The organism is Janthinobacterium sp. 61, assembly GCF_002846335.1.
In the GTDB taxonomy this organism is placed as follows: Bacteria; Pseudomonadota; Gammaproteobacteria; order Burkholderiales; family Burkholderiaceae_D; genus Janthinobacterium.
In genome coordinates this window covers 556,100-578,616 of the sequence record NZ_PJMQ01000001.1, presented here as the reverse complement: position 1 = coordinate 578,616, position 22,517 = coordinate 556,100, and the positions used below count along the sequence as shown (strand labels likewise).

The following is a 22,517-nucleotide window of genomic DNA, read 5'->3' as shown; positions in this document are numbered from 1 at the left end:
GAATTCTGCTGCGCATATTCATCTTATTTAACTCTTCACATAATGCCTGCGGCTAAACGCCCGCGCAAAGTCCAGCAAGTCTTCGTAGCGCTCGACGGCGTGGATATCCCAGCCCTGCTCGCGGCGCGCCCGTTTCAGGTCGTCATAGGTTTGCTGCAGCCACTTGTTGGCCGCCACGCCATCCCAGCCGCGCTCCAGGTTCAGGGCCATGGTGCCACCCGCACCGCCCTGCGCCAGCGCCTTGGCGGAAATATCCCAGCCGCTGTTGCCCAGTTCATCGTCGTCGAACATGGTGGTGATGCCATCGTCGGAAATCATCAGGATGTGTACGGGCCGTTCGCGCCTGGCCGCATACGTCTTGCGCAGGCAATGGATGGGGAAACAGGTGCCGCCGCCAAAAAATTCCGTCAGCACGCCCAGGATCATGTCTTCATCGCGCACGAAACCTGGCGTCTGCATCACCTCATTCTTGCCGCTCCACAGGGTCACCTGCACTTTCGCGCCAGCGCGCAGGGCGGACAAGGCGATGACGGCGCCAGCCAGGGTCAGGAACGAGGTGTGCGCCTGCGGGTTGGGCATGGAGCCGGAACTGTCCACGTACATGTCCAGGTCGACGGGCACGGCGTCGATGGCGCGCGCCGGTTCGCGGCCAACCACGCGGCGCATGGTGGTCACGCCGGGCACAGGGCGCGGCGACTGCATCACGGATTGCAGCCAGTCGATGTCTTCCAAAGGGTCGCCGATCTCCCACGCTTCCAGCCCTTCCATCTGCGGCTCCTGCGACTCGGGCGCGGGGCGGCTGGGAAACGCCACCAGGTGCGGCAAGGCGCGTTCGCGGTAGTAGCGGATAGCGATCTCATGGTCGCTCAGGTTGATGCCCGAGGCCTTCAAAATGTCGCCCAGCTCGAACGGCTCGCGCAACTGGCCGCCACCCGCCCTGGCCGGCGCCTCGGCTTGCGGCTCTTCACCGTCGAGGCCGGAGATGCGCTTGTCGTGCACGGGATGGATGGCGCCGCCCTCTTCGTCATCCTCGATCTGCTGCGCGCCATACGTCTGGCAGCCACGGGCCGCGTCGCGCGTGTCCTGCAGGTAGCGGCTGGGGTCAAGACTGCCACCCAGGGCATCCGTGTCGTCCACCAGGTAAGGCAACAGCAAGGTGGCGAAGCGCCCCGCCGCCAGCATCCAGTCGTTCGCGTAGACGCGGATCAGGCGCGCACCCAGCCAGGCATCCGTGTCCAGGCGCTCGTCGGCCTGGCCGCCGCCCAGTTCACCCTTTTCCAGCTGCCACAGGTTTTCATAGATGCGCATGTACAGGGTCCACACGCCGCCGCTGGCCCTGGCCTTGCCGTCCGGCGAAGGCTCGCGGCCCTGCTGCAGCTTGCGATAAATGTCGGCCATGCGCAAATTCGCCTGGCGCTGCAGCCGGTCGTTGATGAACAGGTCCGTATACAGGTTGGCCACCATGGGTGCGTGCTGCTCCAGCGTGGGCAAGGCACGGCGCATGCGCGCCAGCAAGCGAAACTGGTCGCTGGCACTGCCCGGCGCGAGGATGTGGTGGCCGATTTCATGGGCGAGGATTTCCAGCGCATAGTCGTCCAGCCCCAGCTCCGTCACCAGCGGCAAGTCCACCACGACGCTCTGGTCCAGCAGGCGGATCATGGCAAAGCTGCCGGACAGCCCCTTCTTGCTGGCCTGGACGTGGCTGGTGCACAGGCTCGGGTCGCGCAGGCGCGTAAATTTGCTCCACACGGCAAGGGCCTCGGGCCAGGCAGCCTGCCAGGCGTCGATCAGGGCGGGTTCGGCGTCCTTCTTCATGCGAGCGGCAGCAAGCGGATCGCGTGCGTCCACGGCGACGTGATGGCAACTGTATGCGCATTGGCGGCGATAGCGATGTCGCCGGGCGGCACATCGAGCACGATGCTGCGCGCGCCGATATGCAGGCTCGCACCATCGACGCGCACGGACGATGGCTGCCCGTTTGGCGCCTGCTCGAACTCCTGCGCCGTGGCGCTGTGCAGCACGGCGCCGCAGGCGTCGGCCACCAGCAGGTAGTGGCGCTCGGCGCTGCGCACGACAAAACCGTCGTTTGTCGCGCGCACTTGCGGCGGCGTGCCGAAAGCGCCACCGAGGCCGCTGAAGCTGCCAAACTCCCTGCCCTCGGCATTGCCGCGCCAGGGATTCGCCAGCAACTGCGCATGCACCTGCGGCCAGTGCGCAGCCGGCTCGCCAAAGGCGGCCAGCGCCAGCGCAGGCGGCAAGGTATCGGCGGCGGCCAGCGCGCCCAGGCGGAAATGCGCGACACCGGCGCGCCAGGCCAGCACCTGGCCCACGGCGCGCAGCTGCGCCACCGTGGCGATCTGCGCTGCCAGGGCAGCCAGCTCGCGCTGCCACTGCGCGGGACGCGCGCCCGCCACGGAGGCCATGTGGATGGCGGCGTTGCTGAGCATGCCCAGCACCTCGACGGGCGCCGTCGCCAGCAACGGCGCAAACGATGGCGCCAGTTCGCGCCAGACGCTATTGAGGAGGGGATTTTTCGCCGCCGGACCTGCCAGGCCGTGGCCCACCAGCTCCAGGGCCATGTCGTAGGCGGCCAGGGTGACGCCGCCTGCGCGCTCAGGCGCAGCGGCGGCTACGGCCACTACCAGCGGATCGACGCCATCGTGCAGGAAAGCGCCGAAGGCGGCCATGTCCAGCGATGGAAAACGCCGGCGCGCTTCCGCAGCGCGGCCGTTGAACTGGGCGCGGCCGCTGGCAAGTATCGAGGCAAAAGCAGGAGAGATCATCGCCGCTCCTCAATCGCTGTGCGAGAAGTGCAGCAGATAGCGTTCATCCCCCAGTTCGAACGCGATCTCATCCCAGTGGATGGCGTACCAGAAACCAGGCGGCGGCGCCATCTCCACGACATGCACTGTGAATCCGGCCAGCGACATGTCCAGCGCTTCGAGGAATGCGTCGACGAGGCAGGCGCGAAAACGGCCCGGCGGCGCCGTCTGCATGTGGTCCGACGAGAAGAACCAGCGCTGGCATACCTGCTCCAGCTGTGCGCGCCCGCACGGCGCTACCTTGAGGTGCCACAGGGGCGCCGGCAAGTCGCGTGCGGGCTCGATGACGTTCAAGGCATAATCTTCGACGCGCAAGCCCAGCGCCGTGGCGAGATCGGGTGCGTCGGGCAGGCGCTGCAGCTCGTAGCTTGCGCACAGGTCGCTGGCCTCGCTGTTCAGCCTCTCAAGCGCGCCGAGAAAACCTCGGCAGTGATCCACATTCAGAGCGTAATTCATTGCGAACGCAGCCAGCTGCGGTAATTCGTATAGCGCTGATGCAGGTACTTGAGCTTGAGCAGGTCGTCGTACAGGGGGCCATACAGCTTGCGCCCTTTCGTGCGTTCGCCGATCAGCTTTTCGATGCGGTTCAGGCGCGCCAGGGTTTCGCGCTCGCTGACGCCATCGAGGCCCAGGTCGAATTCGGCCGACAGCACGCCCACCGGATCATCGCGGTCCAGGTCCAGGCGGTTGAATTCATCGTTCGACAAATCGAACAGGCGACGCAGCCAGCCCAATCTATCGCTGCGGTAGGCGGCGTTTTCCGGCAGCGCGAAAAAGGGCGCGTCCGGGTCCGGCTGCAGCTTGTTATGCAAGACGAAGGGCAGCACCTGGCGCAAGTCTTCCAGCTCCACCTCGCCGTTACCGCGGAAGTAGGCCATGGCCTTGGCGTAGATCAGCAGCGCCATCAGGGTGCGCACGGAGATGCCGTTCAGGGTCTGGCAGCCCAGGTCCTTCAGGCGGTCGCGCCCATTGTCGGCCGCCTGCGCGGCGCCACGGTCGGCGCCGGCCAGGCGGGCCGTATCCTTGGTCATGTATTCGAACTGGCCGCCCGCCGTCTCGAACAGCTCGAACTGGCTGGCGAAAAATTCCAGGCGGCGCCGCACGGCGTCGGGTATGCCCACCTGGCGGATGGATACGCCAATTTGATCCACCTCCCCTTCCGTGAAGATGATCTCGGGCGGCACAAGTTCTTCGGGGCGCACGTTTTCTTCCACGCGCAGCAGCAGTTCATTCAGGAAGCGCGGATTGAAAGCCAGCGCCTGCACCGTCACGTCGACCCGGTCGCGCAGCGCTTCGATCACCTGATACGTACCTCCGCCCTGGTCATCATTGGCCGTCAAATACCAGGCCGCTTCCGGGCATTCGTAAATATGGTTCAGCACTTCCGCGTAATTGTCGCCCATGACGGTGAGCAGCGCGCTCTGCGTGCGCGTGGGGATGCGGTTGTATTCATCGACGATTTTGACGCGCATGCCCAGCCAGGCGCGCCAGGCGATGCGGATCTCGTCCATGCTTTGCGCGTTCACCAGGTCGGCGGGCAGCGGATTGCCCAGCAAGTCGGCCACCGTCATCTGCGGGTGGCCATGCTGCATGGCGCGTTTGACTTCCTTGACGGTCGAACCGGCCAACACCCCCATCAGCAGGGCGCTGGCCGTCTTGCCCCGCCCCGGTCCGCCGACGAACAGGCATTTTCGGCGCGTGGCAAAGGTCAGCAGGGGCAACAAAATAAAACTGGAATAGCTTTGCGCCGACGGCAAGTTCAGGGTGCGGCGGCTGTCGCCCACCGAATACGTCTGCGACGGGCCATCGTTGTACTCGATGTCGTAATGCGGGCTGATGATGGCGTGGTTGACGATCCAGAAATAGGCCTGGCGCAGTTTTTCATCGAAAGGTCGCGCTTGCTCCTCGCCTTCTGCTCCCAGCGCGATGGGCCCCTGGTATAGGTCCGCCACGTCGAACTGCCGCGCGGCAGGCGCGGCCTTGGGCTTGGTGGGGGCTTGGGACAGGCGCTGGAACAAATTGAAGGCGGACATGGTTCGTTTACTTTAAATGGGGTCAGACCCGGCGGGTCTGACCCCGGGTACGAAATTATTGCATATCGTTCCCACTACGCCTTGTTCAAATCAACAACGGCTTCCTCCAGCTTGCGCCAGCGCCACCAGCCCAGCGCCACGCAGGCCACCAGCAAGGCCAGCAAACCCGCCACTTCATGGCGGATTTCATACAGCGAGGCGCCCATCTGGTTGAGCGCGACAAAGCCCTGGATGCCGGCCGTGGATGGCAGCAGCCAGCGCAGCCATTGCAGCACGACGGGCATGGATGACACAGGCCAGGTCAGGCCAGCGAGGAACAGCACGGGCATCGAGGTGGCGATCATCAGCTGCGTGCCCCGTTCGCGCGTGCGGAACAGCATGCCCAGCAGCATGCCGAAAGCCGCTTCCGCCAGAGAGAACAGCACCAGCAGCAAGAGCATGCCGCCGAAGTTGCCGCCACGTGGGTAATCCTGGAACCAGAAGACGAAACCGAAGAAATAGCAGCAGTTGATGAATGCCACGCAGGCAAACGCCAGCAGCATGCCCGCATAGCCGCCCGTCGTGCGCTTGCCGGCAAGGGGAAAACGCTTGCGCTGATACCAGGTGCCGAACAGCATGGTCATGCCGATCAGCAAGGTCTGCTGCACAATGAGAGTAGCCACTCCTGGCACAACATACGCGCCATAGCCTTCCTTGACGTTAAACAGGGGCACGGCGGCGAAGGCGATGGGCGAGCGCTGCTGGTTGGCCTGGATGGTGGACGGCGTACCCGCGCCCAAACGCTTGAGCTCAATACCGGCCGACACGGTGCCCACCACTTCGGCCAGGCCATTCAGGGCCACCTTGTTGAGCATCAGATACAAGCCATTGCCCGCCACCTGCGCGTGGGCGGCGCGGCCGGCCAGCACATCTGTCTGCAAGCCGTCGGGGAGGATCAGCACACCCATGACCTTGTCGCGCCACAATAAATCTTGCGCGACCGGCAAGTCCGGCGTGACGGCGATCACGTCCAGCGACGGATGGGCCATGGCAAAGCGCGTCAACTGGCGCGACATGGCACTGCGGTCCTGGTCGACGACCGCCACGGGCACGCGCTGGACGATTTCCGTCGAGTATGGCAAAGGATAAAAGAAGGAATAAATGATGCCGCCGATGAACAGCAAGGTCAGCGCGCCCTTGTCTGTCAGCATGGCGCGCCAGGTGGCAATAAAGGCGGACCAGCAGCTATTCATGTGCGCCCCCAGGCATCCGGGGCATTCGCGCGGCGCGCCAGCAGGAATACACCCACGGCGCCACAGCCGATGGCAAAGCCAGCCAGTATCAACATTTCCTGCACGCCATAGCGCCACGGCGCGCCGGCCAGCCAGTATTTGGTTTGCAACTGCAAATAGTGCGTGAGCGGCAAGGCTTCCGCCCAGGCGCGGGCCGGCGCCGGCATGGCCATCAAGGGAAAGGCCTGGCCCGCAAACGCGAACGCCGGCGCCGTAATAAATGCCGCGCCCGACAGGGCCAGGCGCAAGGACAGGGTAGCGGCTATCAACAAAGTGGCCAGACCGCAGTAGGCGAGCACCAGCAGCAACATGCTCAGCAGCAAGGCCGGCAAGCTGCCCGCCACGGCCCAGTCCCGCGCCAGGCTGAAAAACAACAGATACAGCAGCGCCAGCGCACTGTAGGCGATGAGGGGAAACAACAGCTTGGCGCCGACGGCGCGCAGCCAGCTACCATTGGCCGAGGCCAGCCATTGCGGCACCGTGCCGTCGCGCAACTCGCGTCCGATGGAGGTGACGACGGCGACGACGATGAAAATCTGCAGCATGGCCGGCATCAGGGCCAAGGTCAAAAACGCTTCATAGCTGATGTTTTCATTGTACAAACTGTTCAAGGTCGTGCGTATCGGTTCGAACTGGGCCGCCGCCTGCACGCCCGACATGCCCTTTTTCATCCTCGCCGTCATCTCGATGCCGGCCGACAAGGTCGTGCTGACCGTACGCACATCACGCAGCAAGGCGCCCGCATGCGAGGAAAACTGCGCGTTGTACAACCACTGTACGGTGGCTTGGCGGCCACCCAGCAATTTCTGTTCAAAATCATTCGGGATCAGCAGATAGCCAAACGCCGTGCGTTCGCGCAAGCGATGCAGGGCTTCGTCGCTGGACGCCACTTTCGCCGTGACCTCGATACCAGGTGAGGCGTCGAGCCAGCGCGTCAGCTGGCGCGACAGGGTGGAGTTGTCGTTATCGATGACGACGATGGGCAAGTCGCGGGCGATGCCGGCAGAAAACACCAGCCACAACATGCCGCACATCACGATGGGAATCCAGCTGAGCATGCCGACATCCCAAAAGTCGCCGCGCAAGCGCCGCCACTCGCGCGCCAGCGCTGAAACCGGCTCTTTATCCGCTTCGCTCATCGGCTATCAGTGCGGGGGAAACACGACCGACATGCCCGGACGCAAGCCCTCGACCTTGATGGCGGGGCGCAAACGGATTTCGAAGGTGCGCAAATCCGTGCCGCCCGGACGGGCCGCGCGCCACGTGGCGAAGTCCGGCAGGACGGCCACGGAACTGACCTTGAAGCTCACCTGCTGTTTCAGCGCTGGCACATTCGCCGCATGCGTGCTGCCCATGCCAAACGCCGCCATGTCATCTTCGCGCACTTGCAGCACGGCCCAGGCATCGTCCAGGTTTACCAGGGTGATCACGGGAAAACCTTGCGGCGCCAGTTCGCCCGGCTGTATCTGGATCTTGCTGACCTGGCCCGCCACCGGCGCGGCGATCTTCGTTTCCGCCAGAGCGATCTGCGCTTCCGTCAACACGGCGCCCACCTGGCGCGCCTGGGCGGCGGCGGCCGTCTTGTCTTCCGGACGGGCGCCCGTTTGCGCCATGTCATACTGCGCGCGGGCAGCTTGCGCCAGCTGCTCGGCGGCGCGCCATTGCGCTTGCGCCTCGTCACGTTTCTGCTGGGCAATCACACCTTGCTCGAACATATTGTTGACGCGGGTATAAGTGGTTTTGGCAATATTCGCCCCCGTTTGCGCCCGCTCCCAGTTGGCTTTGGCGGCACGCACTTCCTCGGGCCGTGCGCCCGCTTGCGCCTTCTTTGCCACGGCATCGGCCGCCTGCGTGGCGGCCGTCGCTTGCGCTATCTTCGCATCGACTTCCGGACTCGTCAGCTGGAACAGCAAGTGGCCTTTCGGCACCGTCTGGCCCAGCTTGACGTACAGTTCGCCCACCCTGCCCGGCACTTTCGACGACACATTGACTTCCTGCGCATCCATCTGTCCCTGCAAAGGCAGGCGCTGCGGCTGAAATGCCTGGTACAGGCCCCAGCCCACGAAGGCCAGAACAATGAGGGCGGCGCCGATGGCCAATGGTTTTTTGGAGGTACTCATTATTATTTGTCCACAGGTAATTGGATATCGGCCGCAGCGGCCAGGCTGCCCAGGCGCTGCGTCTCGCCTGTCGCTTCCAGCAATTGCGCCAGCCCCATCACATAGTTATAGGCAGTCTGCGCTCGCTGCGTTTCCACCTTGGCCAGGTTCAGGCGCGCGTCGACGACTTCCAGCGAGGTCACTTGCCCTTGCTGGAAGGCCACCGTTTGCAAACGGATATTTTCGCGCGCCAGCTCCACCGACGACGCCGTGGACAGATACTGGATGCGGGCGTTTTCCAGCGCGCGCCAGTTCTTTTCGATCAAGGTGGGAATGTCTCGCTCAGCCTGGCGCGCCACCACTTCCACCCGCTCCTGGTCGAGCTTGGCGGCGGCGATCATCTTGCCTGTATTGATGCGGTGCACCAGCGGCACGGACACGACCAGGCCGACTGCCCAGTTTGAGCGCACGAGTTTTTCGTTGCCGCGATTCAAATTGTAGTTACCGATGGCAAACACGGTGGGCGCGTATTCCTTGCCATGCACCTTCAAGGCTTGCTCGGCCTGCACGCGCTTGCTGTCGATCTTTTTCCAGTTCGCGTTTTCGCGCATGCCCGTGCTGATGAACGATTGCAAGGTGCCAACCGGCAAGCTATTGACGAACAGCGGCGTGCTGGGCCGCACTTGCGTGTTGACGGCAAGCAAACGGTCGAGCGCCACTTGCGCGATTTCCTCATCGCTGCGCGCCTGCGCTTCCTCGCTGCGGGCGCTATCCAGGGCCACGTCGGCGCGCAAGCGTTCCGCGCGCGAAATCAGGCCGCCCTTTTCCAGCTTGGCCGCGTCGCGCTGGTGCTGCGTCACGCCGACCGTCACTTCGGCCCGCACGGCCACCACACGCTTGGCCAGCAACAACTGGAAATAGCGCTGCGCCACCAGGGTAGCCAGTTGCTCTTCCGCTTCCGTACGCTCCGCGTGTGCGGCCAGGGTCAGGCTGGACGCGAGTCCCTTGACGGCGTCCAGTCGCCCGCCCGTGTAGATGGGCCACATGCCCAGCAAGCCGAACGAGGTCAAATCCGTCACCACTTCGCGGTTCAGGGAATTGGGGATGTGCGGCGTGGGCAAGCCGGGGATGGGCGGCAGCACTGATTCGATGCCGCCCACCACGCCCGACAAGCCGCTCGTATCGATACTCAAGTCCGTCGACAGACGGCCGCGGAACGCCGTCAAGTCCACGGAAGGTCCGTCGATATTCGACAAGGCTTCCGCTTTGAGTGTTTTTGCGCGCACGTCGAGCGCGGCGCCCTGCACGGCGCCCGAAGCCTTTGCCGCTTGCTGCAGCGCTTCGCTGAAGGTCAGCGGCGCACCGCCCGGCATCTGCGCCAGGGCGGGCAGGGCCGCGCCTAGCGCCGTCGCCAGCAATACTGATAAGTGTCCTTGCAATCTGCCCATGTAGCGTCCAGTCAATGAATGAGGGGAAAGCACGGGGTTGCCATGTTTATACTTTCACAATAGCAATTATATCTACGGATGTCTATTCCAGCCTGCACTATTGGTTACGGTAGCTGCCATGTCAAAACGGGCTCCTCTTGCGGGGTGCCCGCTTGACTTGGAGTAAGCGGCTACCGACATGCTGCTTCCCCTACTTGACGCCCGTTTCCTCGGCCAGGCGGAACAGCGCGTCGTTCGGTGTCATCTTTTTCAGCCGCCCCTGCGAATGATAGCGCGCGTCCTGCTGCCTCTTGATGGCGTCCGGCAACTTGGCGATCGTGTCGTCGAGCACCTAGTTTTCATGCGTGGCCACCACGCCCATGCGCCAGCGCGTCGCGCAGCAGTATTTCGAGGAGGAATACACGAGGATGGTGCTGGACAGGCAGATGGCGAACAGCGTGACGAAATTATCGGCAAACGCGACGTACACATCATCGTTCAAAATGATCAGGTCCGGGCACTCTTTGATGATCATGACCATATATTCCAGGGTGTCGTCATCGAAATTGACGGCTGGCGGATTGCCACGGGTGACGAGGAAGAGCCTTCACTTTCGGTCCTGCAGCACGGGCGCTTCCAGCATGAGAAAAAAGTGGCCTGCCATTTCCAGCGTGGCCTGCACCTTGACGCCATCAAACATCCTGCGCACGATTGAAGCGGTGGTTTGACACCGATCAACAAAACCACTAGTGATGATTTGGACGATACCAGAGTGCCTTGCGCGCCAGCGGCGTCTCCTCGGGCAAGTCGGGATTGGCCAGTTCCAGCACGTACCGATGGGACAGCTTCAAGCCATCTGCGAGACGACCAAAATGCCGCTGGAACAGCTGCGCGAAACTGCCATCGGCGAGCATGGTTTCCAGCCCGATTTCAATGTGACGTACCAGTTCCGGCCGGTGCTTGCCGACAAAAAAATACAGCGCCGCCGGGTAGCGGATGACCAGATGGGCATCGAGTGCCAGCGGCAATTGCGCATGGCTGGCCAGCTCGCTTTGCACCTCGATTACGGAACGGGGAAAGTAATCGATGCGCCCTGCCGCCAGTTGCTGGAACAGGCCTTCGTAGGTGCTCGAGGTATCGAGGCGCAAGCCGTTCGCCTGCAGGATGGCGGAGTCGGGCCAGTCGCGCATCTGGCCGGCAGACAGCCGCGCCAGGGCGGTGATGCTGCGTACGGACCGCAGCAGCTGCGGCTGGCGCGCCTGGATCAGGGCCACGCGCCAGCCGATCAGGCCCCGGTCGATGGGGATGCGCACCGGCAACAATTGCGTTTCGCGCGCGCGGCTCGTCATGGCCCAGACGACATCGACGCTGCCCGACGCCGTGGCGATTTCCTGCATGGCACGCGTCTGCACCATGCGCAGTTCCGAACGGCGCAATGCATACGCCTGGCCCGAACGCGCCAGCGCCATTTGCAGCAAGGCCGTCACGTAACCTTGCTGCGGATCATTGAGCGCCTGGTGGCGCGGATATACGAGCGGTAACGGCGGCAGCCGCGCATTGGCGGTGGCGCCCAACGGCCACAGGCCGGCAAGCATGAGCAGGGGGCGGCGCTGCATGGCCCCTCCTTTCCAGCGCTTTCATAGCGTTCTTATCTGAATGACAGTATCGCGCAGCATGCTGTGCTTGTCGACTGGAATAGGCAGACTATGTAGACAAAAACAACAACTTCGGACCAAGCAAGAGGGGTGGGAGTTAATCCAGATCAATAAACTCGTAAATAAAAAAATAAATCTTGCGTGCCGCTCTGGACGGCATGCACGCCCCTCGCCTACGCTGTTTTTTATTTGAAAAACAAGAGGAACCCATGCAAACAGCGCGCTTGAATATTATCGGGATGGATCACGAAGGCTGCGCCGACAGGCTCACGGGCGCGCTCGAAGCCGTCACCGGCGTGGCCACCGTGTGCGTCTCTCTGGCGCGCCACGGCGCCACGGTGCAATTTGACGAACGGCTGGCCACGCAGGAACGCCTACTGGCCGCCGTCAATGACGCCGGCTTCATGGGCGAGACGACGGCGGTAGAACAGCTGGCCTCGTGCAGCGGCGCCTGCGGCCACTGCCGCCACTGAACGCCTGCTGCCGCCAGCTCCCCGCTCACCCTCCCCGCGCACCCCGGTCGCGCAGATGCGCCAGCACGCGGCGCGGCCCCAGCGCCTGCAGGTCGAATGGCGGCAGCTCGATGGCGTCTAGCGTATTCTTGAACAGCAAGCCCAGCTCCGTATCGCCTTCCAGGCTCAGGCGGCGGCTGAAGAACAGCGTGTCCGGATCTTCCTGGCGCCGCGCCATCAGCATCAAATCGTGCACGCTGGCGGCGATGCACAGGTCCGGCACGTCCACATAACGCTCGGCCACGAACACGGTGCCCTGCCACTCGAAATCGAAGGCGATGCCCGCGTCCAACAGGCGCAAGCGCAGGCTGCGTCCTTCCAGGCTGCACCGCACATCGTCGGGCAATTGCGGCGCCAGCAAGCGATTCAAGCCTTGCACGAACAGCCAGGAGGCGGGATACGGCGGCAGCTTGGACAGCAATTCGGCCAGCGGCTCGGGCAGCCGGTACGATATGGCGGGCTTGCTCATGGGAGGCTTGGCAGGGACGGCCAGTCTTTCCAGTTGATCTTGCATGGTGCTTCCTTTCAATGCGTTCAATGGGCGGCGTGCTGTTCCATGCCGGGCTGGCCATGCCAGTAGCCGTCGCAGGCGCCGGCGGGCTGGCAGGCCGCCAGCTGGGCCTGGGCGCCCACGCCGCTGACCTGGCCGCGGCGGGCGCGGTCAAAGATGGCGATGACTTGTTCCGTATGCATCGCCTGCGGGCTGATACGCGCCACCGCCACGCCCATGTCGCGCATGGCGTCGAGTTCGCGCACCAGGTTATAGACTAGTGCCGACTGCGTCTGCGTGCCATTCAGTACGAGGAAGGGCACCTCGTCGCGCGTGCGCAGCAGCAGGCCGTCCGGCTCTTCCAGGCAGCTATAGCCGCAATCGTCCTTCGGCAGGTTGCGGTTGCGCGCCGTGAAACAGCGGGCGGAAAACGCCAGCGGCATGCGGCCGTAGGCAAAGACTTCCGTCTCCAGCCCTTCCGGTTTCTGGCGCTGCATTTCGGCCAGCGCCGTCTGCCCCATTTCCAGCGGCATCACCCAGCGCCGCGCGCCCAGGCGCGCCAGCAGTTGCAGGCTGGGGCCATTGAACAAGTTCAGATGGGGGCCGGCGACAAAGGGCGCGCCCTTTTCCATGCAGTGCACGGCGCCCATGTCGTTGGCCTCGACCGTATAGCGGCCATTGCCCGTGATGCGGCGCAGGGTCGCCAGTTCGGCGCCCGCCTCGATCAGCGCCTGCGTCGACAGCACCACCTCCTTGCCGGCAGCGGCCAGCAGGTCGGCGATATCGAGCCAGTCGGCCAGGCGCAGCTCATGCCGACGCGAGCACACGGTTTCGCCCAGATACACGATATCGACGGCGGTGCCGGCGATCTGCTGGTAAAACTCGAAGACCGTGGGGCGCGGCCAGTAGTACAGCAAAGGACCCAAAGAAAGCTTCAGCATGTTCATCCTCTATTTCCAAGATCTATGATAAGCGCCCAAGGTGTGCTGCTGACCTTCTGCCAGCTTGTCCATGGCCGCCATCCAGCCCGGCTTGACGGCATAGCGTGGATTGCCTTCGCGGCAGGCGTCGATCGCTTCGCGCCACACGCGCGTGACCTGGGCCACGTAGGCGGGACTGCGTTGGCGCCCTTCGATTTTCACGGCGCGCACGCCCATGGCGATCAGTTGCGGCAGCAGCGCCAGGGTATTCAGGCTGGCCGGTTCCTCGATCGCGTAATATTCTTCGTCATTGACTTCGAAACGCCCCTTGCACAGGGTGGGATAGCTGGCGTTTTCGCCTGGCGCATAGCGGTCGATCAGCACGCCGTTCAGGCGCGATTCCAGACCGTTCGGCGTTTCCAGCCAGCGCACGGATTTCGCCGGCGAGCACACGCCGTGCGTATTCGGCGCCTCGCCCGTCGCATACGACGATAGCGCACAGCGCCCTTCGACCATCACGCACAGGCTGCCGAAGCCGAATACTTCGATCTCCACCTCCGTCTTGCTGATCAATTGCTCAACCTGCGCCATCGACAGCACGCGCGGCAGCACGGCGCGGGCGATGCCGAAGTGCTCGTGATAGAAGTTGATCGCTTCGTAATTCGTGGCCGAGCCCTGCACAGACAAATGCAGGCGCAGCTGCGGCTGGTGCTGGGCCGCGTAGGCCATCAGGCCCGGGTCGGCGACGATCATGGCGTCGATGCCCGCCGCGGCGGCGCGGTCGATGGCGCTGCGCCACACGGCCCAGCTGTGCGGCTGCGGATAGGTATTCAGTGCCAGCAGCACCTTGCGTCCATACTGGTGGGCGTAGCGCACGCCTTCGGCGATGGCCTTCTCGTCGAAATTGAGGCCGGCGAAATTGCGCGCATTGGTGGCGTCGCGAAAGCCCAGGTAAACGGTATCGGCGCCATTGTCGACAGCCGCTTTCAAGGCAGGCAGGCTGCCGGCGGGGCAGACCAGTTCCAGCGGTCCGGCCACGCGGGTGGCGGTGGTTGATTCAAGCATCATGATGTTCACAGTCCTGTATCGGCTCAGGGTGCAGACTATAGCCCCGCCCATGCCGCCCAGTCCTTGACGCAGGTGAAGGAATGCATGCATGGCTGGCGCAGCTTCAACTTGCTTGACCTGGCTGTAAAATGCCCATCTTTCCTCCTGTTTCAGTTCCCACCATGACCCGCAAACCGCTGCTGATTTTCCTTCTGACCCTGTTCATCACCGCGCTGCAAGTGCAGTGGGCCGGCCCGACCGATGGCTATGACGCAGGGACCATCTCCGTGCTGTCGCCGGAAGTACTGGGCGCCTATCCGGGCGTGCTGCTGCTGTTCCTGCTGGCCGTGTTCGCGCGCCGTCAAATGCCGCTGCTGCGTCAGGCCGCCATCTGCACGGGCCTGCTGGCCATCTACTGGCTGCTGGCGAACTACGCCACCTTCGATGCGCGCGTGGCCAGCTGGAGCACCTATACGCCACTGGAAATCTGGACCCACGTGCTGCCCGCCTCCGCCGCCAGCATCGCCGCCTGCGGCGCCGCGTTCTTTTGCGCGAGCTGGCTGATCCTGCGCGAAACGCGCTGGAACAAAACCGGCTGAAGTGGTTTTTTCACCTGGATCAAGGATACGCGAATCGCTTGCACGCCACCTTTGACTACACTACATTTAGTAGATAACCTTCATAAAAACACCGCATGTTGTGTTTATTGGAGGTTTCATGACGACGAATGCAGTTTCCCCCACACGCGGCCAGGTCGATGTCGCCGCGTCCATCAATGAATACCTGGAACGGCGCGACTGGCGCGTGAACGCCAATGCCAACCAGGGATATTCCCTGGGTGGACTGATCCTCAATGTGTCGGGCAAGGTCATCGCCAACTACTGGCTGGACCAGGTATATCCGCCGGAAGTGGGCGCGGCGCACCGCGAAGCGGCGCTGCACATCCACGACCTCGACATGCTGGCCGGCTATTGCGCCGGCTGGTCGCTGCGCACCCTGCTGCATGAAGGCTTGAATGGCGTGCCGGGCAAGATCGAATCGGGTCCGCCGAAACACATGTCGAGCGCCATCGGCCAGATCGTCAATTTTCTGGGCACCCTGCAAAACGAGTGGGCCGGCGCCCAGGCGTTCAGCTCCTTCGACACCTACATGGCACCCTACATCCGCAAGGACAGCCTGCGCTACGAAGACGTGCGCCAGTATATGCAGGAGCTGATCTTCAACCTCAACGTGCCATCGCGCTGGGGCACGCAGACGCCGTTTACCAACCTCACCTTCGACTGGGTCTGCCCGGACGACCTGCGCGAGCAGATTCCCGTCATCGCCGGCCAGGAGATGGACTTCAGCTATGGCGAGCTGCAGGCGGAAATGGACATGGTCAACCGCGCCTACATCGAGATCATGATGGCGGGCGACGCCAAGGGCCGCGTCTTCACCTTCCCCATCCCCACCTATAACATCACCGAAGATTTCGACTGGCATAGCGAGAATGCAGAACGCCTATTCGAAATGACGGCCCGCTACGGCCTGCCCTACTTCCAGAATTTCATCAATTCGGAACTCAAGCCGAACATGATCCGCTCCATGTGCTGCCGATTGCAACTGGACTTGCGCGAACTGCTGAAAAGGGGCAATGGCCTGTTTGGTTCCGCCGAGCAGACGGGCTCCCTGGGCGTGGTGACGATCAATTGCGCGCGCCTGGGCCACTTGTGGCGCGGCGACGAGCAAGCCTTGATGGCGGACCTGGACCGCCTGCTGGAACTGGGCAAAACCAGCCTGGAAATCAAGCGCCGCACCATCGAGGAATTGATGCAGCAAGGCTTGTTCCCGTACACGAAGCGTTACCTGGGCACCTTGCGCAATCACTTTTCCACCCTGGGCGTGAACGGCATCAACGAGATGATCCGCAATTTCAGCGGCGACGCTTACGACATCACGGCGCCGAAAGGCCATGCGCTGGCCGTGCGCCTGCTCGACCACGTGCGCGCCCGCATGGTGCAATTCCAGGAAGAGACAGGCCATATGTACAACCTGGAAGCGACGCCGGCCGAGGGCACCACCTACCGCTTCGCCCGCGAAGACCGCAAGCGCTATCCCGCCATCCTGCAGGCCGGCACGGTCGACAATCCGTATTACACGAACTCGTCGCAGCTGCCCGTCGGCTACACGGACGACCCGTTCGAAGCGCTGGAATTGCAGGATGCGCTGCAGCGCAAGTACACGGGCGGCACGGTGCTGCACCTGTACATGACGGAAGCGCTGTCCGACGCCAACGCCTGCCGCGAACTGGTGAAACGCGCCCTGAGCCGCTTCTCGCTGCCCTACATCACGGTCACGCCCACCTTCTCCATCTGCCCGCGACACGGCTACCTGGCCGGCAAACATGAATTCTGCCCCATTTGCGACGCGGAACTGATCGCCCGCAAACAAGCCCACCCTGTTCCATCACTTGAGGAAACGCCATGAATGCACGTACCGACTTCACTCCCGCCATCACCCTGCTCGACACAGAACGCCAGCGCTGCGAAATCTGGACCCGCGTGATGGGCTACCACCGTCCCGTCGCCTCGTTCAACATCGGCAAGCAGGGCGAATTCCACGAGCGCCAGTATTTTACGGAAGCGAGCGCCAGGGTTGGCCAGCCCGCCTGCCATGGCGGCTGATTTGAAAGTGGGCGGCCTGACGCCCTTTTCCGCCACCGACTACCCGGGCAAGCTGGCGGCCGTGGTCTTCGTGCAGGGTTGTCCCTGGCGTTGCGGCTATTGCCACAATCCCCATCTGCAGGCGCGCACGCCGCAGGGCACCATGCCCTGGCAGGACGTACTGACCTGGCTGCGCCGCCGCGTGGGCCTGGTCGACGCCGTCGTCTTCAGCGGCGGCGAGGCGTGCATGGACCCGGCGCTGGCGCGCGCCATGCAGGACGTCAGGGAACTGGGGTTCGGCGTCGGCCTGCACACGGCTTGCATCTATCCGCAGCGCCTGCAGGAAGTGCTGCCCCTGGTCGATTGGGTGGGCTTCGACATCAAGGCGCCGTTTGCCGACTATCGTCAAGTGACCCGCGTGGCCGGCAGCGGCGACCCGGCGCGCGCCTGCCTGGACGCCATCCTCGCCAGCGGCGTCGCCTACGAATGCCGCACCACCACCCACCCAGACTTGCTGCCGGACGAACAGCTGCTGGCCCTGGCCACCACCCTGGCCGCGAAAGGCGTCGACAACTACGTGCTGCAGCAGTTCCGCGCCGAAGGCTGCCTGGATACGGCGCTGGCCGGACGCCCCCTGCACGGCTATCCTGCGGCGCGCACCGTGGCGCAAATCGGCGCCATGTTTCCCCGTTTTACATTCCGTAATCATGGCAATTGAGCTTGTCGCCACATAATTGCTGAAAGCCCCACAAAATTCCCCGTTCTGCAACGCTGAAAAGTCTTGCGTGCTGTAATGTATCAACTGTGTTGCGCACCACGTGCAGCCCGTCAGATTCCTCACACAGCATTACAGATAAGCGTCATCCATGAACGATTTCACCGCAGTCAGCCCAGGCATCCCTTCCACCCACGCCGATATCCTGTACGGCCCGCCGCGACCGGATCTGCTGCGCGAGGAAGTGCTTGCCGACCTGCTCGAAGCGACCGCCCGCCGCTGCCCTGGACAGATCGCCCTGATCGATGGCGAGCGCCGCATCACGTATGCGGAACTCGATGCCCAGGCGGGTCTGGCCGCGTCGCGCCTGGTGGCGGCCGGCGTCAAGCCCGGCGACATCGTGGGCCTGTGGCTGCCGCGCGGGGCCCCTCTGCTGCTGATGCAGGCGGCGATTGCCAAGGCGGGTGCCGCCTGGCTGCCCGTCGATGAAGACACGCCCGTCGAGCGCCTGCAGGTGTGCCTCGATGACGCCAATGGCGCTGGCGTCGTCAGCTGTACGCAGTTCGCGCCGCGCCTGTCTGATGCTGGCATTAAACGCCCCGTATGGACGGCGGAAAGCCTGCTGGCCCCCGCCGCACCGGGCGAACACTTGCCCGCGCGCGGCGCCGTGCTGCCCGAACACCCGGCGTATGTAATCTACACCTCCGGCTCCACGGGCAAGCCCAAGGGCATATTGATCAATCAGCGCAGCATCTGCCACTTCCTGCGCAGCGAAAACGCCGTGCTGGAAGTGACGCAAGCCGACACCGTCTATCAGGGCTTTTCCGTCGCCTTCGACATGTCGTTCGAAGAAATCTGGATCGCCTACCTGGTGGGCGCCACCCTGTGGCTGGGCCCCAAGGATATCTCGGGTGACCCGGAAGCCTTGCCGCGCGCGCTGGCCGAGAACAAGGTAACTGTTCTCCATGCGGTGCCGACCTTGCTGGCCCTGTTCGCCGAAGAGGTGCCCAGTCTGCGCCTGATAAACCTGGGCGGCGAGATGTGCCCGGAATCGCTGGTCGAGCGCTGGTCGCGCCCTGGCCGCGCCATGTTCAACACCTATGGCCCCACCGAGGCGACAGTGTCATGCAGCCTGGCGCGCCTGCGGCCCGGTGAACCTGTCACCATCGGCACGCCGCTACCCAACTATGGCTTGCTGGTGCTGCAGGTGGCCGAGCCGGGAGAAAACCGCCCCCTGGCCCTGCTGCCACGCGGCGAAACGGGGGAATTGTGCATCATCGGTCCCGGCCTGGCCGAGGGTTATCTGGGCCGGCCCGACCTGACAGTAGAAAAATTCCTGCCCAACCCGTGGGCGACAAACGAAGATGATGCGCGCCTGTACCGCACGGGCGACCTGGCCCGCATCGATGCCGACGGCCAGGTGCTGTGCCTGGGCCGCGCCGACGACCAGGTGAAGATCCGCGGCTTTCGCGTGGAACTGGGCGAGATTGAGGCCGTGCTGGCGCAGCAGCCCGGCGTGGGAACGGTGGCCGTATTGTTGCGCAAGGATGACGGTATCGACCAGCTGGTAGCCTACATCGTCGCCAGCGACGATGCACCCGACGATGCACTGACGGCGAAAACCCTGCGCAGCGCATTGAACCTGCATTTGCCGCCATATATGGTGCCTGGCCGCTTCGAGCTCCTGCCGCTGATGCCGCGCCTGACTTCGGGAAAAATCGACAGGAAGGCCCTGAAGGCCATGCCGCTGTCCGCACCACCGGCTGGCGAAGCGGGTGAATCGGACGTGCCGGAAACCCCCGCCGAAGTGGCCCTGTGCGCGGCGCTGGCCACACTCTTCCCTGGCCAGCCGATACGGCGCCAGCTGGACTTCTTCAGCGACCTTGGAGGCCATTCCTTCCTGGCCGCGCGCCTGGCCTCCGCCCTGCGCGCAAATCCGGCTTACGCCCACATGACGGTGCGCGATATTTATCACAATCGCCAGATCGGCAAGATCGCCGCCGTGCTGAACGAAGCGCCCGCGCTTGCCACGCCGGAAGCGGAGTGGACACCGCCGTCGACCCTGAAACGCTGGATCTGCGGCGCGGCGCAGGCGGCCGCCGTGCCGGGCCTCGTCACCTTGCGCATGGCGCAATGGATGGCGCCGTTTTTCACCTACCACTTCTTCACGGGCGACACGGGAGATACCGTGCCGCGCGCCATCGCCGCCTCCATCGGCGTGTTCCTGCTGGCGACCCTGGCCGAATTTGCCATCGCGATTGCCGGCAAGTGGCTGATCGCGGGGCGTTTGAAACCGGGCAGCTATCCGCTGTGGGGCATCACCTATTACCGCTGGTGGCTGGCCGACCGACTGGTCGAATCGGCGCCCGCGTATCTGCTCAGCGGCTCGTCTCTGAACAGCTGGTGGCTGCGCGCGCTGGGCGCGAAAGTGGGCAAGGAAGTGGTCATCGGCTCGATGACCCTGCGCGCGCCCGACCTGCTGTCCATCGGCGACAACGTCAGTGTGGGCAATGCCGTCAACTTTGAAAACGCCAGGGTCGAGCGGGGCCGTTTGCTGCTGGGCCGCATCAGCATCGGCGACGATGCCTGCATCAGTTCCTATGCGATTTTGGAAGGCAATACCAGGGTGGGCGCCTTCGGCCACCTGGAGGGTCAATCGGCGCTGGCCGACGGCGCCTTCGTGCCGGACGGCCGCGTCTATACGGGTTCGCCCGCGCGCGACATCGGCCCTTACGATCCTGCCAGCCAGCCGCCCCGCCCCGCCGTCTCGCGCCTGCGCCTGACGGGCGAAACCCTGTTTTTCTGCTTTGGCATGGTCCTCATCGCCGTGCTGTTCTTCATGCCCGTTTTCCCCAGCTTCGTGCTGATCGACTGGTTCGACGAACGCGAAATGATGCCGTGGCTGCAGGGGCGCGACGTGACGACCCAGCTGGCTCGCTACTTCCTGCTGGCCTTCCCCGCCAGCGCCGTGCTGATCGTGCTGACGGCCCTGCTGTCGGCCGCCATCCGCTGGAGCGCGCTGCCCCGTTTGAAGCCGGGCAGCTCGCCCGTGCACAGCAATATCTATTGCGCCAAGTGGCTGGTCAGCCATATCCAGGAATCGAGCCTGAACGTCCTGCACGGCATCTACGCCACCGTGTACGCCCCATACTGGTACCGCCTGCTCGGCGCCAAGGTGGGCAAGGGCGCCGAGATTTCCACGGCCCTGGGCGTGGTGCCCGACATGCTGACCCTGGGTGACGACACCTTTATCGCCGACGCCGTCATGCTGGGCGACGAGCAGATCGACGGCGGCTGGATGACCATGCGCCCCACCGTCATCTCGCACCGCAGCTTCGTCGGCAACGGCAGCTATATCCCGGACGGCACCGTGCTGCCCGAGCACGTGCTGATCGGCGTGCACACGCATGCGCCGCGCAATGAGCAGATGCACAGTGGCGACACGTGGCTCGGTTCTCCGCCCATGCACCTGCCTGCGCGCGAACAGGTCAGCGGTTTTGCGGAACACCTGACCTTCAAGCCATCCATCCTGCGCCGCCTGGGCCGCAGCCTGATCGAAGCCTTCCGCATCGTCGCGCCGCACGCGGTGGTGATTGCCGTCGGCTACACCCTGGTGCTGGACGTGATGCCGATCGCAGGCGCCGGGCGCTGGGGCGAAGTGGTGGGCGACCTGGCCATCGCCGGCATCGCCTACGGTATCGGCAATTTTTTGGTGGTCGTGCTGTTCAAGTGGCTGCTGCTGGGACGCTACCGCAAGCATGCGGCGCCCATGTGGACGCCGTTCGTATGGATTTCGGAAGGCGTGACCAACCTGTATGAAGGCATCGCCGTGCCCAACTTCATGCGCTACCTGCGCGGCACGCCGTGGCTGCCACTGGCCTTCCGCCTGTTCGGCTGCAAGATCGGCCGCGGCGTCTACATGGACACGACGGACATTACGGAATTCGACTGCGTGCATATCGGCGACTACAGCGAATTGAACGCGCTGACCTGCCCGCAAACGCATTTGTTTGAAGACCGCGTGATGAAGATCGACCACGTGGAGATCGGCCAGCGCGTCTACATGGGCCCGCGCAGCTCCGTGCTGTACAGCGCCAAGGTGGGCGACAATGCGCGCCTGGGTCCCTTGACCCTGGTGATGAAGGGCGAACACATCCCAGCTGGCAGCAACTGGGCCGGTTGCCCGGCGGCGCCACTGCGCAGCTGATGGATTCAACAGTGCTCTGGTCGGGCGACGGCGTGCTGGTGATCGGCATCGCCGCCGTCCTGCCGCGCGCCGAAGCCCGCCTGCGCATCCGCGCCGCCGTGCGCGAAGCGGCGGCGCAGTGGCTGAAGTTGAACAGCGAGGCAGTTTCACTGGAGTCGACGCCGGGCGCTCCTCCCCGCCTGCTGCTGGCCGGCCGCACAGCAGGTTTGTCATTGACCCATGACGAGGGAATGTCGCTGGCCGCCATCCACCTGCATGGCGCTGTCGGCATCGACGTGATGCGCGTGCAAGACATTGCCGACTGGGCGAATCTGGCGCGCGATTACCTGGGGTCGCAGGTAGCGCAGGAACTGGCCGCCGGCCCCGCCTCCCTGCGCCCCGCAGCGCTGGCACGGGCGTGGACGGCGCGCGAAGCGGCGCTCAAGTGCGCGGGTTTACAATTGATGGAGTGGGATGGGATAGCATTGAATTGTCATTTGCAAGCCGTGGAGACGCCGCAAAATTTCGTGGCTATGTTAGCGACAATCCGGGGTCAGACCCGACGGGTCTGACCCCAGCTTTACGCCGTTGGGTTGATTCCCTCTCAATCCTCCTTGCCATCATCAGCTCCACCGATCTGGACGAAAATCAGTTTTGCGATAATACTGACGAGCAAACCCAGCAACCCGATCAATTCC

Annotated in this window: 21 protein-coding genes; 7 read left to right on the top strand and 14 right to left on the bottom strand. The window is 63.9% G+C overall.

Going from position 1 to position 22,517, the window contains the following annotated elements; all coding sequences use genetic code 11:
* Nucleotides 1–27: 27 nt before the first annotated feature.
* The 11 genes from CLU92_RS02675 to CLU92_RS02630 form a co-directional block, all read right to left on the bottom strand.
* Nucleotides 28–1,815 (bottom strand): VWA domain-containing protein, encoded by a 1,788-nt coding sequence (locus CLU92_RS02675; protein WP_101480607.1) that lies wholly within the window; start codon nt 1,813–1,815, stop codon nt 28–30.
* Nucleotides 1,812–2,783 carry a hypothetical protein gene (locus CLU92_RS02670; protein WP_101480606.1) on the bottom strand — a complete coding sequence of 324 codons (972 nt, stop codon included), beginning with the start codon at nt 2,781–2,783 and terminating at the stop codon, nt 1,812–1,814. The genes CLU92_RS02675 and CLU92_RS02670 overlap by 4 nt, the downstream gene beginning before the upstream one ends.
* A 9-nt stretch (nt 2,784–2,792) precedes the next feature.
* The gene (locus CLU92_RS02665) at nt 2,793–3,278 is read right to left on the bottom strand and encodes a hypothetical protein (RefSeq protein ID WP_101480605.1); all 486 of its coding nucleotides are present in this window, start codon (nt 3,276–3,278) and stop codon (nt 2,793–2,795) included.
* On the bottom strand, nt 3,275–4,855 hold the full coding sequence (locus tag CLU92_RS02660) for an AAA family ATPase (protein ID WP_101480604.1): 1,581 nt from the start codon (nt 4,853–4,855) through the stop codon (nt 3,275–3,277). The genes CLU92_RS02665 and CLU92_RS02660 overlap by 4 nt, the downstream gene beginning before the upstream one ends.
* Nucleotides 4,856–4,929: 74 nt before the next feature.
* Nucleotides 4,930–6,087 carry an ABC transporter permease gene (locus tag CLU92_RS02655; RefSeq protein WP_101480603.1) on the bottom strand — a complete coding sequence of 386 codons (1,158 nt, stop codon included), beginning with the start codon at nt 6,085–6,087 and terminating at the stop codon, nt 4,930–4,932.
* A complete protein-coding gene (locus tag CLU92_RS02650) occupies nt 6,084–7,265 on the bottom strand; it encodes an ABC transporter permease (RefSeq protein ID WP_101480602.1) in 1,182 nt (393 codons plus the stop codon). The genes CLU92_RS02655 and CLU92_RS02650 overlap by 4 nt, the downstream gene beginning before the upstream one ends.
* Before the next feature lie 6 nt (nt 7,266–7,271).
* Nucleotides 7,272–8,246: an HlyD family secretion protein gene (locus tag CLU92_RS02645; RefSeq protein ID WP_101480601.1), complete on the bottom strand. Its 975-nt coding sequence runs from the start codon at nt 8,244–8,246 to the stop codon at nt 7,272–7,274.
* Between the two features lie 2 nt (nt 8,247–8,248).
* Complete coding sequence (locus tag CLU92_RS02640; protein ID WP_257560925.1) at nt 8,249–9,673, bottom strand: TolC family protein; 1,425 nt, start codon at nt 9,671–9,673, stop codon at nt 8,249–8,251.
* A 190-nt stretch (nt 9,674–9,863) separates the two neighbouring features.
* Entirely contained in the window at nt 9,864–10,004 is a 141-nt protein-coding gene (locus CLU92_RS27655; RefSeq protein ID WP_180338406.1) for a hypothetical protein, read from the bottom strand.
* Nucleotides 10,005–10,187: a hypothetical protein gene (locus CLU92_RS27650; protein ID WP_180338405.1), complete on the bottom strand. Its 183-nt coding sequence runs from the start codon at nt 10,185–10,187 to the stop codon at nt 10,005–10,007.
* A 211-nt stretch (nt 10,188–10,398) separates the two neighbouring features.
* Nucleotides 10,399–11,268 (bottom strand): ABC transporter substrate-binding protein, encoded by an 870-nt coding sequence (locus tag CLU92_RS02630; protein WP_218973435.1) that lies wholly within the window; start codon nt 11,266–11,268, stop codon nt 10,399–10,401.
* A gap of 248 nt (nt 11,269–11,516) precedes the next feature.
* Here CLU92_RS02630 and CLU92_RS02625 point away from each other — a divergent pair, with 248 nt between their 5' ends.
* Entirely contained in the window at nt 11,517–11,780 is a 264-nt protein-coding gene (locus tag CLU92_RS02625) for a heavy-metal-associated domain-containing protein (protein WP_166674821.1), read from the top strand.
* 25 nt (nt 11,781–11,805) lie between these two features.
* On the opposite strand, the gene CLU92_RS02620 is transcribed toward CLU92_RS02625, so the two are convergent.
* Genes CLU92_RS02620 through CLU92_RS02610 form a run of 3 tightly spaced genes read right to left on the bottom strand, consistent with a single transcriptional unit; the run spans nt 11,806 to nt 14,294 of the window.
* Nucleotides 11,806–12,333, bottom strand: a complete 528-nt coding sequence (locus CLU92_RS02620; RefSeq protein WP_101480597.1) for an SCP2 domain-containing protein — start codon at nt 12,331–12,333, stop codon at nt 11,806–11,808.
* A gap of 20 nt (nt 12,334–12,353) precedes the next feature.
* Complete coding sequence (locus tag CLU92_RS02615) at nt 12,354–13,250, bottom strand: U32 family peptidase (protein ID WP_101484457.1); 897 nt, start codon at nt 13,248–13,250, stop codon at nt 12,354–12,356.
* A 9-nt stretch (nt 13,251–13,259) separates the two neighbouring features.
* A complete protein-coding gene (locus CLU92_RS02610; RefSeq protein ID WP_101484456.1) occupies nt 13,260–14,294 on the bottom strand; it encodes a peptidase U32 family protein in 1,035 nt (344 codons plus the stop codon).
* A 164-nt stretch (nt 14,295–14,458) separates the two neighbouring features.
* On the opposite strand from CLU92_RS02610, the gene CLU92_RS02605 reads away from it, so the two are divergent.
* From CLU92_RS02605 to CLU92_RS02580, 6 genes are all read left to right on the top strand, one after another.
* Nucleotides 14,459–14,875, top strand: coding sequence for a hypothetical protein (locus tag CLU92_RS02605; protein ID WP_101480596.1), 417 nt, complete (start codon nt 14,459–14,461; stop codon nt 14,873–14,875).
* Nucleotides 14,876–14,993: 118 nt separating this feature from the next.
* On the top strand, nt 14,994–16,742 hold the full coding sequence (locus CLU92_RS02600; protein WP_101480595.1) for a ribonucleoside triphosphate reductase: 1,749 nt from the start codon (nt 14,994–14,996) through the stop codon (nt 16,740–16,742).
* Nucleotides 16,739–16,939 carry an anaerobic ribonucleoside-triphosphate reductase gene (gene nrdD / locus CLU92_RS02595; protein ID WP_101480594.1) on the top strand — a complete coding sequence of 67 codons (201 nt, stop codon included), beginning with the start codon at nt 16,739–16,741 and terminating at the stop codon, nt 16,937–16,939. The genes CLU92_RS02600 and nrdD overlap by 4 nt, the downstream gene beginning before the upstream one ends.
* The gene (locus CLU92_RS02590) at nt 16,929–17,636 is read left to right on the top strand and encodes an anaerobic ribonucleoside-triphosphate reductase activating protein (RefSeq protein ID WP_101480593.1); all 708 of its coding nucleotides are present in this window, start codon (nt 16,929–16,931) and stop codon (nt 17,634–17,636) included. The genes nrdD and CLU92_RS02590 overlap by 11 nt, the downstream gene beginning before the upstream one ends.
* 148 nt (nt 17,637–17,784) lie before the next feature.
* A complete protein-coding gene (locus CLU92_RS02585) occupies nt 17,785–21,840 on the top strand; it encodes a Pls/PosA family non-ribosomal peptide synthetase (protein ID WP_101480592.1) in 4,056 nt (1,351 codons plus the stop codon).
* On the top strand, nt 21,840–22,391 hold the full coding sequence (locus CLU92_RS02580; protein WP_143452518.1) for a 4'-phosphopantetheinyl transferase superfamily protein: 552 nt from the start codon (nt 21,840–21,842) through the stop codon (nt 22,389–22,391). The genes CLU92_RS02585 and CLU92_RS02580 overlap by 1 nt, the downstream gene beginning before the upstream one ends.
* Nucleotides 22,392–22,517 lie beyond the last annotated feature (126 nt).

Excerpts from the sequence above, each read along its gene's own strand:
- CLU92_RS02655 (WP_101480603.1), bottom strand. The coding sequence starts at position 6,087 with ATGAATAGCTGCTGGTCCGCCTTTATTGCCACCTGGCGCGCCATGCTG.
- CLU92_RS02600 (WP_101480595.1), top strand. The coding sequence starts at position 14,994 with ATGACGACGAATGCAGTTTCCCCCACACGCGGCCAGGTCGATGTCGCC.
- CLU92_RS02605 (WP_101480596.1), top strand. The coding sequence starts at position 14,459 with ATGACCCGCAAACCGCTGCTGATTTTCCTTCTGACCCTGTTCATCACC.
- CLU92_RS02585 (WP_101480592.1), top strand. The coding sequence starts at position 17,785 with ATGAACGATTTCACCGCAGTCAGCCCAGGCATCCCTTCCACCCACGCC.
- CLU92_RS02630 (WP_218973435.1), bottom strand. The coding sequence starts at position 11,268 with ATGCAGCGCCGCCCCCTGCTCATGCTTGCCGGCCTGTGGCCGTTGGGC.
- CLU92_RS02645 (WP_101480601.1), bottom strand. The coding sequence starts at position 8,246 with ATGAGTACCTCCAAAAAACCATTGGCCATCGGCGCCGCCCTCATTGTT.
- CLU92_RS02640 (WP_257560925.1), bottom strand. The coding sequence starts at position 9,673 with ATGGGCAGATTGCAAGGACACTTATCAGTATTGCTGGCGACGGCGCTA.
- CLU92_RS27650 (WP_180338405.1), bottom strand. The coding sequence starts at position 10,187 with ATGATCATCAAAGAGTGCCCGGACCTGATCATTTTGAACGATGATGTG.
- CLU92_RS02675 (WP_101480607.1), bottom strand. The coding sequence starts at position 1,815 with ATGAAGAAGGACGCCGAACCCGCCCTGATCGACGCCTGGCAGGCTGCC.
- CLU92_RS02660 (WP_101480604.1), bottom strand. The coding sequence starts at position 4,855 with ATGTCCGCCTTCAATTTGTTCCAGCGCCTGTCCCAAGCCCCCACCAAG.
- CLU92_RS02665 (WP_101480605.1), bottom strand. The coding sequence starts at position 3,278 with ATGAATTACGCTCTGAATGTGGATCACTGCCGAGGTTTTCTCGGCGCG.
- CLU92_RS02610 (WP_101484456.1), bottom strand. The coding sequence starts at position 14,294 with ATGCTTGAATCAACCACCGCCACCCGCGTGGCCGGACCGCTGGAACTG.
- CLU92_RS02625 (WP_166674821.1), top strand. The coding sequence starts at position 11,517 with ATGCAAACAGCGCGCTTGAATATTATCGGGATGGATCACGAAGGCTGC.
- CLU92_RS02580 (WP_143452518.1), top strand. The coding sequence starts at position 21,840 with ATGGATTCAACAGTGCTCTGGTCGGGCGACGGCGTGCTGGTGATCGGC.
- CLU92_RS02620 (WP_101480597.1), bottom strand. The coding sequence starts at position 12,333 with ATGCAAGATCAACTGGAAAGACTGGCCGTCCCTGCCAAGCCTCCCATG.
- CLU92_RS02650 (WP_101480602.1), bottom strand. The coding sequence starts at position 7,265 with ATGAGCGAAGCGGATAAAGAGCCGGTTTCAGCGCTGGCGCGCGAGTGG.
- CLU92_RS02670 (WP_101480606.1), bottom strand. The coding sequence starts at position 2,783 with ATGATCTCTCCTGCTTTTGCCTCGATACTTGCCAGCGGCCGCGCCCAG.
- CLU92_RS02615 (WP_101484457.1), bottom strand. The coding sequence starts at position 13,250 with ATGCTGAAGCTTTCTTTGGGTCCTTTGCTGTACTACTGGCCGCGCCCC.
- CLU92_RS02590 (WP_101480593.1), top strand. The coding sequence starts at position 16,929 with ATGGCGGCTGATTTGAAAGTGGGCGGCCTGACGCCCTTTTCCGCCACC.
- nrdD (WP_101480594.1), top strand. The coding sequence starts at position 16,739 with ATGAATGCACGTACCGACTTCACTCCCGCCATCACCCTGCTCGACACA.